Origin of the sequence: Micromonospora sp. NPDC051296 (assembly GCF_040682255.1) — a bacterium.
Lineage (GTDB): Bacteria > Actinomycetota > Actinomycetes > Mycobacteriales > Micromonosporaceae > Micromonospora > Micromonospora craterilacus.
In genome coordinates, this window is the sequence record NZ_JBFBAO010000167.1 from 1 (window position 1) to 14,112 (window position 14,112).

Annotated in this window: 10 protein-coding genes and 1 pseudogene; 5 read left to right on the forward strand and 6 right to left on the reverse strand. The window is 72.5% G+C overall.

Features of this window, described 5'->3' with window-relative positions:
• Positions 1–119: 119 nt before the first annotated feature.
• Positions 120–2,582 (reverse strand): glycoside hydrolase family 3 N-terminal domain-containing protein, encoded by a 2,463-nt coding sequence (locus AB0M52_RS18575; protein WP_363954879.1) that lies wholly within the window; start codon positions 2,580–2,582, stop codon positions 120–122.
• A gap of 296 nt (positions 2,583–2,878) precedes the next feature.
• On the opposite strand from AB0M52_RS18575, the gene AB0M52_RS18580 reads away from it, so the two are divergent.
• The 3 genes from AB0M52_RS18580 to AB0M52_RS18590 all read left to right on the forward strand — a co-directional run bounded on the left by AB0M52_RS18580 (position 2,879) and on the right by AB0M52_RS18590 (position 6,736).
• Entirely contained in the window at positions 2,879–3,910 is a 1,032-nt protein-coding gene (locus AB0M52_RS18580) for a substrate-binding domain-containing protein (RefSeq protein WP_363954882.1), read from the forward strand.
• Between the two features lie 20 nt (positions 3,911–3,930).
• The gene (locus AB0M52_RS18585; protein ID WP_363954885.1) at positions 3,931–4,986 is read left to right on the forward strand and encodes an acetylxylan esterase; all 1,056 of its coding nucleotides are present in this window, start codon (positions 3,931–3,933) and stop codon (positions 4,984–4,986) included.
• A 310-nt stretch (positions 4,987–5,296) separates the two neighbouring features.
• Positions 5,297–6,736, forward strand: coding sequence for an endo-1,4-beta-xylanase (locus tag AB0M52_RS18590; protein WP_363954888.1), 1,440 nt, complete (start codon positions 5,297–5,299; stop codon positions 6,734–6,736).
• 67 nt (positions 6,737–6,803) lie between these two features.
• On the opposite strand, the gene AB0M52_RS18595 is transcribed toward AB0M52_RS18590, so the two are convergent.
• Complete coding sequence (locus AB0M52_RS18595) at positions 6,804–8,405, reverse strand: RICIN domain-containing protein (protein WP_363954906.1); 1,602 nt, start codon at positions 8,403–8,405, stop codon at positions 6,804–6,806.
• Between the two features lie 121 nt (positions 8,406–8,526).
• Positions 8,527–9,852, reverse strand: coding sequence for a PHB depolymerase family esterase (locus AB0M52_RS18600; RefSeq protein WP_363954891.1), 1,326 nt, complete (start codon positions 9,850–9,852; stop codon positions 8,527–8,529).
• Between the two features lie 170 nt (positions 9,853–10,022).
• On the opposite strand from AB0M52_RS18600, the gene AB0M52_RS18605 reads away from it, so the two are divergent.
• Positions 10,023–11,678, forward strand: a complete 1,656-nt coding sequence (locus AB0M52_RS18605; RefSeq protein ID WP_363954894.1) for a glycosyltransferase 87 family protein — start codon at positions 10,023–10,025, stop codon at positions 11,676–11,678.
• A 34-nt stretch (positions 11,679–11,712) separates the two neighbouring features.
• On the opposite strand, the gene AB0M52_RS18610 is transcribed toward AB0M52_RS18605, so the two are convergent.
• Positions 11,713–11,883 (reverse strand): hypothetical protein, encoded by a 171-nt coding sequence (locus tag AB0M52_RS18610; protein WP_363954897.1) that lies wholly within the window; start codon positions 11,881–11,883, stop codon positions 11,713–11,715.
• Between the two features lie 104 nt (positions 11,884–11,987).
• Positions 11,988–13,094: an L-dopachrome tautomerase-related protein gene (locus tag AB0M52_RS18615; RefSeq protein ID WP_363954900.1), complete on the reverse strand. Its 1,107-nt coding sequence runs from the start codon at positions 13,092–13,094 to the stop codon at positions 11,988–11,990.
• A gap of 214 nt (positions 13,095–13,308) precedes the next feature.
• Here AB0M52_RS18615 and AB0M52_RS18620 point away from each other — a divergent pair, with 214 nt between their 5' ends.
• Positions 13,309–13,890, forward strand: coding sequence for an STAS domain-containing protein (locus AB0M52_RS18620; RefSeq protein ID WP_363954903.1), 582 nt, complete (start codon positions 13,309–13,311; stop codon positions 13,888–13,890).
• Between the two features lie 103 nt (positions 13,891–13,993).
• On the opposite strand, the pseudogene AB0M52_RS18625 reads toward AB0M52_RS18620, so the two are convergent.
• A pseudogene (locus tag AB0M52_RS18625) lies at positions 13,994–14,112 on the reverse strand (BON domain-containing protein); the annotation flags it as partial.

Genomic DNA, 14,112 nt, shown 5'->3' on the forward strand with positions numbered 1-14,112 from the left:
AAGCGAGTACCGCTGCCAGTCCCGGCGAAGCGCACGGCGCCAGGTCCGGCGCGCGGAGCGTGGAACCGGCGGCCGGGTCGCCGGCGGGCCGGCCGCCGGAGCCGGCGAGGTCACCGTGCTCATCGCCGGCCCTGCGGCACCGGTACGGCGGCGGGCGCGACGCGTACCCGGGAGACCAGCTGCCGTTGGTGGCCGACCTCGCGTTCGTCGCCGACCAGCCGCAGCGCCAGACTCGCCACGATGCCGCCGCTGGAGCGGCCGAGACGGAGCTGCACGTCACCGGGCTCGACCACGCGCCGGCCGTGCACCCCGGTGAACGAGGTGACGTCGGCGGGGACCACGAAGGTGACCCGGGCTGCCGCGCCCGGCGCCACCGGCACCCGCGCGTAACCGACCAGGCGGACCACCGGTCGCGTGGTCTGCGCCACCGGGTCGTGCAGGTAGAGCTGCACCACCTCGGTGCCGGCCCGCGACCCGGTGTTGCGGACCGTGACGCCGACCGTCACCTCGCCGTCGACCGCCCAGCTCACCGGCTCGACGGTAGCGCCGGTGGCCCCGTTGGCGCTGGCCGGCTCGACCGTGAAGTCAGCCGTGCGATCGGTCGGCGCGGCGGTCGGCCCGGCGACCACTGCGGCGTCGCTCCAGCCGAAGGTGGTGTAGCTGAGCCCGTGGCCGAACGGGAACGCGGGCGTCGGGTCCACCGACGACACCTCGGTGCGGCGGCCCAGGACGGGGGAGAGGTAGGTGCCCGGCTGGCCGCCGGCGTGCCGGGGCACGCTCACCGGCAGCCGCCCGGACGGGTCGACCTCACCGGTCAGCACCTCGGCCAGCGCCTGTCCGCCGAGCTGGCCGGGGAAGAACGCCTGCACGATCGCGCCGGCGCGGTCCACCGCCGCGCCGAGCGCGTACGGCCGGCCGGAGAGCACCACCAGCACCACCGGTGTCCCGGTGGCCAGCACCGCGCGTACCAGCTCGGCCTGTACCCCGGGCAGCTGGAGGTCGACCGCGTCGCAGCCCTCGCCGGAGGTGCCCCGGCCGAACAGGCCGGCCCGGTCGCCCACGGCGAGCACGCACACGTCGGCGTCGGTGGCCGCCACCACCGCCGCGGCGATGCCGGCGGTGTCGTCCCCGGTGATGGTGGTGCCCGGCAGGTGGGTGAGCCGCGGATGCCGTTGTTGCAGTGCCTCGCGCAGCGACGGTATCTCCACCCCGGTCTCGTGCTCGGGGTACTGCGGGCCCACGTGCAGCGGGAACGAGTAGCAGCCGAGCATGGCCATCGGGTCGTCCGCGACCGGGCCGACCAGCGCGATCCGCTGGTCGGCGGCGAGCGGCAGCAGTCCGTCGTCGTTGCGCAGCAGGACCACGGACTGGCGGGCCAGCCGCAGGGCGACGGCCCGGTCGGCGTCGTCGTCCAGGCGCAGCCCGTCGACGTCGGCGGGCAGCTCCCGCCACCCGTCGTCGAGCAGCCCCAGCTCGATCTTCTGGATCAGCACCCGGCGCAGGGCGCGGTCTAGCAGGGCCTCGTCGACCTCGCCGGCTCGTACCGCCGCCACCAGCGGTGCGCCGTACGCGTCCACGGTGGGCAGTTCCACGTCGATGCCGGCGCGCAGGGCGAGCCGGGCCGCCTCGCCGGCGTCCGCGGCGACTCCGTGCAGGGTCTGCAGGAACCGGACGGCGAAGTAGTCGGCGACCAGGGTCCCGGTGAACCCCCACTGGTCGCGCAGCACCCGGGTCAGCAGCTCCTCGTCCGCGGCCACCGGCACGCCGTCGATCTCGGCGTAGGAGTGCATGACCGACCGGGCGCCGCCCAGCCGTAGGGCCATCTCGAACGGCGGCAGGATCACGTCGGCCAGTTCCCGGCGGCCCATCGGCACCGGGGCCAGGTTCCGCCCGCCCCGGGAGGCGGAGTAGCCGGCGAAGTGCTTCAGCGTCGCCACCACGCCGGCCCGTTCCAGCCCGCGCACGTACGCCGCACCGATCGTGCCGACCAGGTACGGGTCCTCGCCGATCGTCTCCTCGGTACGCCCCCAGCGGTAGTCGCGGGTTACGTCCAGCACCGGGGCCAGTCCCTGGTGGACCCCGGCGGCCCGCAGCGACCGGCCGATCCGCCCGGCCATCTCCTCGACCAGGTCGGGATCGAAGGCCGCACCCCAGCTCAACGGGGCGGGGTAGACGGTGGCACGCCAGGCGGCGAAGCCGGTCAGGCACTCCTCGTGGACCTGGGCCGGGATGCCGAACCGGCTGGCCGCCACGATCTGTGCCTGGGAGGCGGCCAGCGACCGGGCGCCGAGGATCGGGTCGACCGGCGCGGTGCCGAACGGCCGGGTCAGCTGGCCCAGGCCGTGACGGATCGCGTCCGGCCAGGGCGGGGTGTGCTCGACCAGGTCGGTCTGATGGGGCGCGACTCCCTCCCCGGAGGCGTCGGCGCCGACCCAGAGACCGACCAGCTGGGCGGCCTTCTCCTCCAGCGACATCAGCGGGATGAGCGCGTCGGCCCGTTCGTCGGGCCGCAGCCCCGGGTCGCGCCACCGATCGGCGTCCGGTGACGCCAGTCGATCGTCGACGGGCAGCTGACTTGTCATGCGAACCCCTCTGGCCGCGCCCGGGAGGTCGTCCCGGCAGGCCACGCCCACCGCCGTGGCGCACGGCGATTCTCGAAAATTTCGGAAACCAGCTCGGCATCTGTGTCGGGAACTTATGGGCGTCGACAGGACGTGTCAAGGGCCGGAAACGAACCGTCCACGCTGCACCTGCGGCGTAGGCAAGCGATTGCCGGACGCCCGGTGCCGGTCCCACCACCATCGACTGCTGTCAACGCCTACCCGCCGACGCCGTGCTACAGTTCTCCGAAATTTTCGGGATCGTTGCAGAGGATCGGATGACTGACGACCGATCGCCGACCGGGCTCGGCTCCGCGACGATCGCGACCATCGCGCAGGAGGTCGGCGTGTCGTCGGCGACCGTCTCCAAGGTCCTCAACGGGCGGTCGGACGTCGCGGCCGGGACCAGGGCGCGGGTCGAGGCCAGCCTGGAGCGACACCGCTACCGTCGCCGTGCCCGGCGGACGACCGGCGAGGGCCAGATCGACCTGGTGTTCCACGAGTTCGGCTCCGACTGGGCGTTGGAGATCATCCGCGGGGTCGAGGCGGTCACCTCCGCCACCCAGCTGAACGTGGTGCTGTCGCAACTGGGTGGCGCCCACCGACCGCCGCAGTCGTGGGTGGACGCGCTGATCGCCCGGCGCCCGCTCGGCGTACTGCTGGTCATGTGCAACCTGACCGACCAGCAGCGGCAGCAGTTGCAGCGCCAGGCGATCCCGGTCGTCGTGGTCGACACCGACAGCGCCAGCTCGGCCTCGGTGCCCACCGTCGGCTCGAACAACTGGAACGGCGGCCTGCTCGCCACCCGCCACCTGCTGGAGCTCGGGCACCGCCGGGTCGCGATCATCTCCGGTCCGCCGGACGTGCTCTGCGCCCGGGCCCGCACGGCCGGCTTCCGCTGCGCCCACGAGGAACTCGGCGTACCGGTCGACCCCGCCCTGGTCCGCTCCGGGAACTTCCACCTCGACGCCGGCTACACCCACGGGATCGAGCTGCTGAGCCGGCCGGACCGGCCGACAGCGATCTTCGCCGGGTCGGATTTGCAGGCGATGGGCGTCCTGCGGGCGGCCCGCCAGCTCGGCCTGGACGTTCCCGGTGACCTGTCCGTGGTCGGCTACGACAACCTCCCGGTCGCCGCCTGGATCGGCCCGGCACTGACCACGGTCAACCAGCCGCTGCGTGACATGGCCGGCACGGCGACCCGGATGCTGCTCGACCTCGCCCGCGGGGTCGCCCTGCCGCCCAGCCGGATCGATCTGGTCGCCGAGCTGGTGGTACGCGAGAGCACCGCACCGCCGCCCCCCACCTGACCGCCCAGCTGCGAGGATCCATGCCCCTGTTCGACCTGCCCCTCGACCAGCTGCGGCAGTACGCGCCCGTCGTGCCGGAGCCCGCCGACTTCGACGCGTTCTGGCGCGCCACCCTGCGGGAGGCGGCGGCGCGGCCGGTGCTGGTCGACGTCCGGCCCGAGCCGACCGACCTGCGCCTGGTCGACACCTGGGACGTCACCTTCGCCGGTTTCGCCGGTGACCCGGTCCGGGCCTGGTACACCCGGCCGTCCGGACTGGACGAGCCACTGCCGGTGGTGGTGGAGTACGTCGGCTACGGGCGCGGCCGGGGCCTGCCGCACGAGCGCCTGACCTGGCCGGTCGCCGGCTACGCCCACCTGCTCATGGACGCCCGGGGCCAGTCCGGCCAGTACGGCGTGGGTGACACGGCCGACCCGCACGGCGCCGCGCCGGGCGGGCCGTGGCCGGTGACCCGGGGCATCCTGGCGCCGGAGGGCTACTACTACCGGCGGCTCATCACCGACGCGGTGCGCGCGGTCCAAGCGGCCCGAGCCCTGCCCGGAGTCGATCCGCAGCGGGCGGTCGCCGCCGGCAACAGTCAGGGCGGTGGGCTGGCCCTCGCGGTCGCCGGGCTGGTGCCCGATCTCGCCGCGCTGATGAGCACCGCGCCGTTCCTCTGTCACGTCCAGCGGGCCATCGAGATCACCGACGCCGCACCGTACGGCGAGATCGTCAACTACCTCGCTGTCAACCGGGAGGCCGAACCCGCGGTGCGGCGGACCCTCTCCTACGTCGACGGCGTCTGCTTCGCCCGTCGGGCCTTCGCGCCGGCCCACTTCGCGGTCGGGCTGCGCGACGTCGTGTGCCCGCCGAGCACCGGGTTCGCCGCGTACAACCAGTACGGTGCGGCCAACGGTGGCGCGGAGCCGGTTGCCCGGACCATGCACGTGTACCCGTTCAACGGCCACGAGCACGGCGACGCCACCCACGTACGGCGCCAGCTGCGCTGGCTCGCCGACGTGCTCGCCGGGCCCGCCCCGGCGGTCACGCTGCCCCGCGGTGCGGTGCTGGCTGACAGTTCGGCGCTGCCCACCTGATCGATTACCGGTCGGCGTCGCCGAAACTTTCGGAGCCGGCGGCCTGGCCTGCGCGACCGTCCTGCCGTGGTGTGGGCCGGATCCGGAGGCGGGCGCGGGTCCACAAAAGACGACCGGAGTGCGTTGAGCTTTCGGACGTGTTTCGATACTGTTTTCGATAGAACAGCCTCGAACTACTCATGATGGCCGGCTGAATGCACCGGCCGGCGCGGCTCCCGGGCGACCGCGTCGGCGACGGGGAGGGCCATCGTGCTGGGCAGTGGTCGGGGCCGGCTTCCCATCAGCACGGCTTCGTCGAAAGGCTCATGCCATGAACAACGCCTTCGCCCGCGCCAGCGGGCGCCCGGCGACCCGACTGCGACCGCGTACCGCGCTGGTCTCGGCCGCGGTCGGTCTCGCCATCGTCGCCACCAGCGTGGTGGTGGCCTCCAGCGCCAGCGCGGCGACCACCCTGGGCGCGTCCGCGGCCGAGAAGGGTCGCTACTTCGGCGCCGCGGTGGCGGCGTACAAGCTCTCCGACACGACCTACGTCGGCATCCTCAATCGCGAATTCAACTCGGTCACCCCCGAGAACGAGATGAAGATCGACGCGACCGAGCCGCAGCAGGGGCAGTTCAGCTTCGCCAACGCGGACCGGATCGTCAACCACGCCCGGGCCAACGGCATGCAGGTGCGCGGCCACACCCTGGCCTGGCACTCCCAGCAGCCCGGCTGGATGCAGAACATGTCCGGCACCGCGCTGCGTAACGCGATGCTCAACCATGTCACGCAGGTGGCCACCTACTACCGGGGCAAGATCCACTCTTGGGACGTGGTGAACGAGGCGTTCGCCGACGGCAGCAGTGGTGCCCGGCGTGACTCGAACCTCCAGCGCACCGGCAACGACTGGATCGAGGCGGCGTTCCGTGCCGCGCGGGCCGCCGACCCGGGCGCCAAGCTCTGCTACAACGACTACAACACCGACGACTGGAGCCACGCCAAGACGCAGGCCGTCTACAACCTGGTCCGCGACTTCAAGAGCCGGGGCCTGCCGATCGACTGCGTCGGCCTCCAGTCGCACTTCAACCCCAACTCGCCGTACCCGAGCAACTACCGCACCACGCTGTCCAGCTTCGCCGCCCTCGGGGTGGACGTGCAGATCACCGAGTTGGACATCGAGGGCTCCGGCACCACGCAGGCCGAGACGTACCGCCGGGTGGTCACCGACTGCCTCGCCGTCGCCCGCTGCACCGGCATCACCGTGTGGGGCATCCGCGACTCCGACTCCTGGCGGGCCAGCGGCACCCCGCTGCTCTTCGACAACAACGGCAACAAGAAGGCCGCGTACAACGCGACCCTCGAGGCGCTGAACGCGGGTGGCACCACGCCGCCGCCCACCACCACGCCGCCGCCGACCACCCCGCCGCCCACCACGCCTCCGCCCACCACCCCGCCGCCGACCACCCCGCCGCCGGGCGGTGCCGGCTGCACCGCGTCGATCTCGCTGAACTCCTGGACCGGCGGATTCGTCGCCACCGTACGGGTCACCGCCGGCTCCACCAGGCTGAACAGTTGGGCCGTGAACATCGGGCTGCCGTCCGGCACCACGCTGGTCAACACGTGGAACGCCCAGCCCAGCGGCAGTAGCGGCAACGTGACCTTCCGCAACGTCAGCTACAACGGCACGGTCAACCCCGGCACCAGCACCGAGTTCGGCTTCCAGGGCAACGGTGTCGGCCCCACCGCCACCCCCACCTGCACCGCCAGCTGAGATGTAAGGAAGGGCCCCTTCTTAACGCCTCGCGCATAGGAAGGGGCCCCTCTTAACCGCCCATCGATCAGCAGCGGCTAATGGTCGAGTTGTTCAGGGTGATGTTGCTGATGGTCAGGTTGGTCGCGCAGGGGTTCTCCACGATCCGGCTGTTGACCAGCGTGAAGTTGCGCAGGGTGAGGTCCCGGTTGCCGGGGAACCCGCTACGCGCCGCCAGCCGCACCTCGCCGCCGCCGCTGATCGTGCCGCCACCCGCCGCGATGTCCACCCCGTAGCAGTTCTCCAGCAGGATCGCGTTGTTGCCGGTGTTGGCGATGTCGACCCGGTTGATCGCCGTACCGCCGGATTCGGAGACGCAGAAGACGCCCCGGCCGCCGCCGCGCGCCCGGACGGTGCCCACCCGGATGTTGATCGGGTAGGCGGAGCCGACCCGGCCAGCCCGGTTGGCGACGCGGAACGCCGCGTAGCCGGTGCCGGTGCCCGCGTTCTCCGCGTCGACGGTGGTCACCGTCGCGTTGATGGTCTCGTTGAGCAGCAGTCCGGATTCGCCGACGTTGCGGGCGGTCACGGTGCCGACGGTCAGCCCGTCCACGCCGTACGTCTCCACGGCGTGCGAGCTGGCGCCGGAGACGTAGACGTTGTCGATGCGGACGTTGCGGGTCCACTGGCTGGTGTCGCCCCGGTTGTCGATGCGTACGCCCAGCCCGCCGGAGAGCCGCATGTCGATCTGGCCGAGGATCACGTTGGTGACGTTGCGCATGAAGATGCCGTACAGCGGGGAGCCGGTGACGGAGAGATTCTGCACCTCGACCTGGGTGGTGCCGCGCGAGTAGATCGGTGCCTGGTCACCGGAGCCGGATCCGGTCACGTTGATGGTGCCGCAGACGTCGATGGTGGTGTAGCTGGGCAGCGAGATGCGGGAGCCGGCGCTGATCGTGCCGGAGCCGCGTACCACGACCCGTTGCTTGCTGGTGCGCCCGGCGCTGAGGCTGTTCACCGCGGCCTGCACGGCGGCGCGCATGTCGGTGCCGGTGTAGACCGTGCTGCCGCCGTTGCGGGCGGTCCAGGTGGAGCCGCTGAGCACGGCCTCGGCCTGAAAGGCGCCGCTGCCGCAGCCGCTGGCGGCACCGAGGACGACCAGCTGCCACTGTTGGTTGGCGCCGTTGAGGTCCTGGTACTGGGAGATCATGCCGCCGTCGGCGGTGGACCAGCCCCACACGTCCAGGGCCTTGTTCGAGTGCCGGTTGACGAACCGGACGTGGCCGCCGTCGGAGTCGGCGAGCCGGAAGTGCTGGCGGGTGTTGCCGCTGCCCGCCGTGTTCTGCACCAGCTGCACGCCGTCGTTGGCGTTGGGTACTTCGAGGACCTTGCCGCTGTGCACCGAGCGGATCTGGTAGTAGCCGCTGCCGACGTCGACGAAGCGCCACTGCTGCACCGCGGCGTCGTTGCGGGCGTACTGGTTGATCGGGGCGTTGTCGGCGGTGGACCAGTTCCAGACGTCCATCGCCTTGCCGCTGTGCCGGTTGACGAAGACGTAGGTGGCGTTGGGGTCGACGGTGGCGGCCTGCGCGCTCGGCGGCGCGACCGCGGTGGCGGTGCCGAGCAGGGCCAGCGTGGCGGCGGCCACCAGGCCGAGGCGCACGCGTCCCTTCGGTGTGCTGAGCAGCATGCGGGGTTCCTCCGGATGCGGGTCGGTGATGGCACGCGGGCTGCCGGCGTCGGTGCCCGCGCGGCTGACGAGCCGCGCGGGCACCACACCCGAGCGCCGGGTGGGACGGCGCAAGCCGGGATCAGACGACCGAGCAGGGCGTCCCGTTGAGGGTGAACGAGGTCGGACGTCCGCTGTTGCCGGTGTGGTTGGCCTGGAAGCCGATGCTGACCGAGCCGTTGGCGGCGATGGTGCCGTTGTAGGAGACGTTGCGCGCGGTCACCGCGCCGGAGGTCGGCGAGTACGTCGCGTTCCAGCCGTTGGTGATGGTCTGCCCACCGGGCAGGGCGAACGCCAGGCTCCAGCCGTTGACGGCCGTGCTGCCGGTGTTGGTGATGGTCACCTCGGCGGTCAGCCCGGTGTTCCAGGCGTTGACCGCGTACCCGATCCGGCAGCCGGCGCCCGGCGGCACCGTCGGGGTCGGCGGTGGCGTGGTGGGGGTGATCGTCGGCGACGGGGTGGAGGTCGGCGGCGGGCTGCTCGGCGGCGTGCTGTCGAGGCCGAAGAAGCGCAGCGCCTGGGCGGCGTCGACCGGCAGGTTGTGCGGTACGCCCTGCATGCTGATCGCCTCGACCGGCGCTTGGCCGCCGGTGCCGCCGTAGCGGGTACGGGTGTAGCCTGCCTGCGGGCTGTCGGTGTAGCTCGGGGTCTGGCTCAGCCCGCGCACGTTGGTCCACTGCTTGATCTGCTCGCCGAAGTTCGGGTACCGCAGGATCTCGTCGTTGGTGCCGTGCCAGGTCTGCATCCGCGGGCGCGGTCCGGTGTAGCCCGGGTACGCGTTGCGCACCAGGTCACCCCACTGCTGCGGGGTCCGGATGAGCTGCCCGTTGGCGCACTCGCTGTTCCACTCCGAACCGTTGGTGGTGGCGAAGCAGCCGAACGGTACCCCCGCGAAGGCGGCGCCCGCGGCGAACACGTCCGGGTAGAGCCCGAGCAGCACGTTGGTCATCATCGCGCCGGACGAGATGCCGGTGGCGAAGATCCGGGCCGGGTCGACCGGGTAGCGCTGCCGGACGTAGTCGACCATGGACATGATGCCCACCGGGTCGCTGCCGCCGCCGCGCCGCAGCGCCTGCGGGGAGGAGACGTCGAAGCACTGGCTGCTGCGGGTCACCGACGGGTAGACCACGATGTAGCCGTACCGGTCAGCCAGGGACGCGAACTGGGTGCCGGAGTACATGGCCGGCCCGGTGCCGGTGCAGTAGTGCACCGCCACCAGCAGGCCCGGCCGGGGTGCCACCCGATCCGGTATGTAGAGGTACATGCGTAGGTTGCTCGGGTTGGTGCCGAAGTTGGTCACCTCGGTCAGCGCCGCCGCCGACGCCGGGGTGGGGACGGACAGCGCGGCCAGCGCCGTCAGGGCGATGGCCGCCACCGCGGCGCACCACAGTCTGATCGCCGTTTTCATTGAGACAGGTCCTCCGGACGGAAGGTGGACAGGGCGGTGTTCCGATCGAGGGCTGCCCGGTGCCCGATCTCGTCCGGCTCAGGAACATTGATGATTATCAGTTCTGTTGGCTGGCTGTGGCAAGCGCCGGCGGGGCAGCCGGCAGCGGCATCGGCTCCTATCCTCTGTCCATGCGGGATCGTCGGGTCGTGCTGCTGTGGGCCGGTTTCGGGCTGGCCGTCCTGGTCTCCGTCGCGCTCGTGCTGAGACGACCGGACCGCCTGTCCGACCTGCACATCTACCACGGTGCCCTGTCCGACCTGCGCGCCGGGCGCCCGCTCTACGGCTACGTGGCGGCGAACGGCGGGCCGTTCACCTACCCACCCTTCGCGGCGCTCGTGCTGTGGCCGATCACCACCGTCCCGCTCGGTGTGGCCGAGGCCATCTGGCTGACGGCGACCTGCGCCGCCGTGGTCGCCATCGCCGTACCGGTCGGCCGGGCGTTCGCCGCCGGGCGTGGGCTGGCCGCCGGGCGTGGGCTGGCCGCCGGTCGCGGGTTGGCTGCCGGGCGCACCGGCCAGTCGTTGGCGGTGGCGGCGGCGGCCGCGGTGCTGATGCTCTCCGCCCCGGTGCAGAGCAACCTGCGGTTCGGCCAGGTGAGCATCTTCATCGTGCTCATGGCGCTGCTGGACGGCATGGGTCCGCCGTCGCGGGTACGCGGCGTGCTGGTCGGGGTGGCTGCGGCGATCAAGCTCACCCCGCTGCTGTTCGTCGCCTACTTCCTGGTCTGCGGCCGGTACCGGGACGCCGCCCGCGCCCTGGCCGCCTTCCTGGCCTGCGGCGCGCTCGCCCTGGCGGTCCTGCCGAGGGAGAGCCTGACCTACTGGGCCGGCACGGTGGTGCAGACCTCCCGGATCGGTGACCTGGCGTCGCTGGGCAACCAGTCCGTACACGGGATGCTGCTGCGCCTCGGCATGGACGAGGCATCGCTGCCCCTGGTCTGGGCGGCCATGGTGGCCGTCATCTGCGCGCTGGCGTTGCTGCGGGCCCGGCAGATGGCCGGACAGGGCCTGCCCGGGCACGCGGCAGTGCTCGTCGGCTGCGCCACCGTGGCCGCGTCGCCGGTCTCCTGGACCCACCACCAGGTGTGGACGGTGCTGGCGGCGATGCTGCTGGTCGGCGCCGCCGGGGTGGCCCGGCGGGCGGCCGGCGTCGCGCTGCTGGCCAGCCTGGTGCTGTCGCTGGGGGTGGTGCTGAGCCCGGTGTCGATGCGGCCCGGCGTGCAGTTCCTGTTCGAGAACGCCCGCGCGGTCGGCGTGTGCCTGCTGTGCGCGGCGGGCTTCGGCGCGGTCGCGGTCGCCGCGCGTCGCCCGCAGCGTCGGGCGGCCGTGCGGCGGGCCGTGCTGCGGGTGGGCGTCGCGACCGTCGGCGTACTGGCGTTCTTCGCCGTGCAGCCGTTACCCGCCGGCGCGGATCCCACCTTCAAGGCGTACGTGCTGGACGACGTGGCCAACCCGCGCTACTTTTTCGTCTGCCGGGGACCGGTGGAGTGCGACCGCTACGGCACCGAGGCGCCGGTCACCTTCGACACCCGCAGCGAGAAGACCAAGGTACGCGTCAACGGCGTGGTCTCCGCCGAGGTGGCGCGCCTGGACTACTACTCGGCCCCCGGCGGACCGCCCCGCACCATCCCGCTGCTGGCCGCCTACCCGGGCGTGCGGACGTTCTCCTTCCGGTCGGCGACCATGGTCCACGGACGGCTGGTCGCCTACGCCGCCGACGGGCGGGAACTCGCCACGTACGACGACGAACTAGCCGCCGCCCTGCGCGCCCGGCAGAGTTCCTGAGGTATACCGCTGATTGCCGGTCCGCCCGGTCGGGCTACTGCTCGCCGTCGACCACGTCGGTCTCGCCGTCGTGGGAGAACAGCACCGACAGGTGCTCGTCCGGTTGCGGCGCCTGCGCCGGGTTGTGGTGCGGGTCGCCGTCGGGGGAGAACAGCACCGGATCGGTCTTCGCGCTCTTCTCGCGCTCTTCCTCCGGCTCGGTCACCGGCCCGCTCCTCACCTCGTGGCCATTGCTCCTCGACGCTACGCGCGACGGTCGTCGGGGCAGGCCGCTCGGCGGTCAGCACCACCCGATCGGGTGCGCGCCGGTCAGGGCCGGAGCAGGACCGGCCCCGCGTCGATCCGGGTCCGGAACAGCGCGTACGGCTTGCGCCGCAGGTCGCGTCCGCGCTGGAACGGTGGTTGCCGGTGCACCTGGTTGGCGATGACGTAGAGGTGCCGGTCGGTGGCCACGCACAGGGTGTCCGGCCAGAGCAGCCGCGGATCGTGCACGACCGTCTCGTACTCGCCGTCCGGACGCCTGCGCAACACCGCGTTGTGCTCGTAGTTGGTGAGGTAGAGCCGGCCGGCGTCGTCGGACTCCAGGCCGTCGGCGCCGCCGCCCTTGTCCCCCTCGTCGACCACGGTCGCGGCCACCTCGTCCTCGCCGAGCGCGGGGTCGGCCAGGGCGTCGGTGGCGACGCTGAACCAGCGACGCGAGGCGAGGGCGCAGTAGTACAGCCGGGCGCCGTCGGCGGAGATCGCGATGCCGTCGGCCCCGACGCCCACCGGTAGCGGCGGCCCGTCGGGAGGGCGGACCAGGAACGGGCGGCCCTCGACCACCGGGCGGAACGACGACAGCGGCTCCGCCCTGGTGGACGGGTGGTCGTGCAGCCGGCGCCAGGACGTACCGCTCGCCAGGTCGACCACGATGATCCCGTTCGGTGCCGCGTCGGCGGAGTCGGTGATGTACGCCAGCCCCGCCTCCCCGCGCCGCAGGTCGAACCGCACGTCGTTGAGGTACGTGGTGGGCAGTGCCACGTCGGGCGGGAAGGTGATCACCTGGGCGACGGTGTCGGTGCCGAGGTCGATCCGGACCAGTTTCGGCCCCCCGGGCGAGGTCGGCCGGAACATCGGGCTGCCGGTGTCGAGCACCCAGAGCCGGTCGGCGGGATCGACCACGACGCTCTGCACCGACACGAACGCCGACGGATCGTCGTCCCGGGACGGGCTGTTCCAACGCAGGTCGGGGAAGGGCACCTCGCGCCCGCGGCGCAGCTCGACCACGGTCGCGGGAACCTCGTCGCCCCAGCGGGGGAAGTTGACGAAGATCCGTCCACGGTGCGAGACGGTCACCCCGGTCGGCATCGGTCCCCGGAACCTGTGCACCACGTCCAGCGTGCCGACCGGTTCGTCAGTGGGCAGTCCGCTCCGCATCACTCGACCTTCCGTCGCGTACGGTCATCGGTCGATCTCTGTTCGTGCATCTTCCCAGGTCCGGGGGCAGGTGCCCATCCGTCGTCGGCCATCCGACCCGGCCAGCAACCGGAAGTCGATTCGTCACCCAACCGTCACGTGTCCGCGCGGTTCCCGCCACCTGCCGCCGGCAGGGTGGGGGGTCGACCCCGCCGACGTGGGAAAGGAGCACGGTATGGCCGTCGTCCTGGACGACCACCTGGTCACCCTGACCTGTGACAGCTGCGGTGACACCGTCGCCGGCCCCCGCGCGCCGTCAGACGGCGAGGTGGTGTGGAACCTGGTGTCCGAGCACGGCTGGAGCGGTTCCCCGCTGGCCGCCGGCCCGCACCGTTGCGCCCACTGCACCCGGCTCGGCCCGGCCGCCGGTGGCGTACCCGGTGGCATCCTCGGCATCGAGCACCTCGGCGACGTGACCGTGGTGACCGTCGCCGGTGACGTGGACCTCGACACCGGCGACACCCTGCGGATGGCGTTGCGGCACGCGGCCGACATGGGCGGCCATGTCGTGGTGGACCTCGGCCGGACCGACCTGATCGACTCGACCGCCCTCGGGCTGCTCGCCCGCGCCCACCGCAACGCCGCCGACCGTGGCGCGCTCCTCTGCGTCGCGGCGGCCTCGCCACTGATCCAGCAGGTGCTGCGGGTCACCCGCCTGGACGAGGTGTTCCGCGTCGCCGGCAGCCGCGCCGAGGCGCTCGCGCAACTCGCCGCCGCCGACCCGGACGGCACGGCCACCAGCGGCTCTGGCGCCTGACCGGACCTCACCACCGACGGCCGCCAGGGCGGCTCCAGCGGCTAGAAGGCTGCGTCCGGCCCGCCCGCGCCACCGGTGCCGGGCGGCGCGGGCGGGCCGGAGATCAACGGCGGCTGCGCCGGTGACCGGCGAGCCGCAGGGCGTTGCACACGTCCGCCACGCCCTCGACATCCCAGGCCAGCTCACCGGCGGCCCGCCGGTGCTCGGCCCCGGCGACCACCG

Excerpts from the sequence above, each read along its gene's own strand:
- AB0M52_RS18590 (WP_363954888.1), top strand. The coding sequence starts at position 5,297 with ATGAACAACGCCTTCGCCCGCGCCAGCGGGCGCCCGGCGACCCGACTG.
- AB0M52_RS18620 (WP_363954903.1), top strand. The coding sequence starts at position 13,309 with ATGGCCGTCGTCCTGGACGACCACCTGGTCACCCTGACCTGTGACAGC.
- AB0M52_RS18600 (WP_363954891.1), bottom strand. The coding sequence starts at position 9,852 with ATGAAAACGGCGATCAGACTGTGGTGCGCCGCGGTGGCGGCCATCGCC.
- AB0M52_RS18605 (WP_363954894.1), top strand. The coding sequence starts at position 10,023 with ATGCGGGATCGTCGGGTCGTGCTGCTGTGGGCCGGTTTCGGGCTGGCC.
- AB0M52_RS18585 (WP_363954885.1), top strand. The coding sequence starts at position 3,931 with ATGCCCCTGTTCGACCTGCCCCTCGACCAGCTGCGGCAGTACGCGCCC.
- AB0M52_RS18575 (WP_363954879.1), bottom strand. The coding sequence starts at position 2,582 with ATGACAAGTCAGCTGCCCGTCGACGATCGACTGGCGTCACCGGACGCC.
- AB0M52_RS18595 (WP_363954906.1), bottom strand. The coding sequence starts at position 8,405 with ATGCTGCTCAGCACACCGAAGGGACGCGTGCGCCTCGGCCTGGTGGCC.
- AB0M52_RS18580 (WP_363954882.1), top strand. The coding sequence starts at position 2,879 with ATGACTGACGACCGATCGCCGACCGGGCTCGGCTCCGCGACGATCGCG.
- AB0M52_RS18615 (WP_363954900.1), bottom strand. The coding sequence starts at position 13,094 with ATGCGGAGCGGACTGCCCACTGACGAACCGGTCGGCACGCTGGACGTG.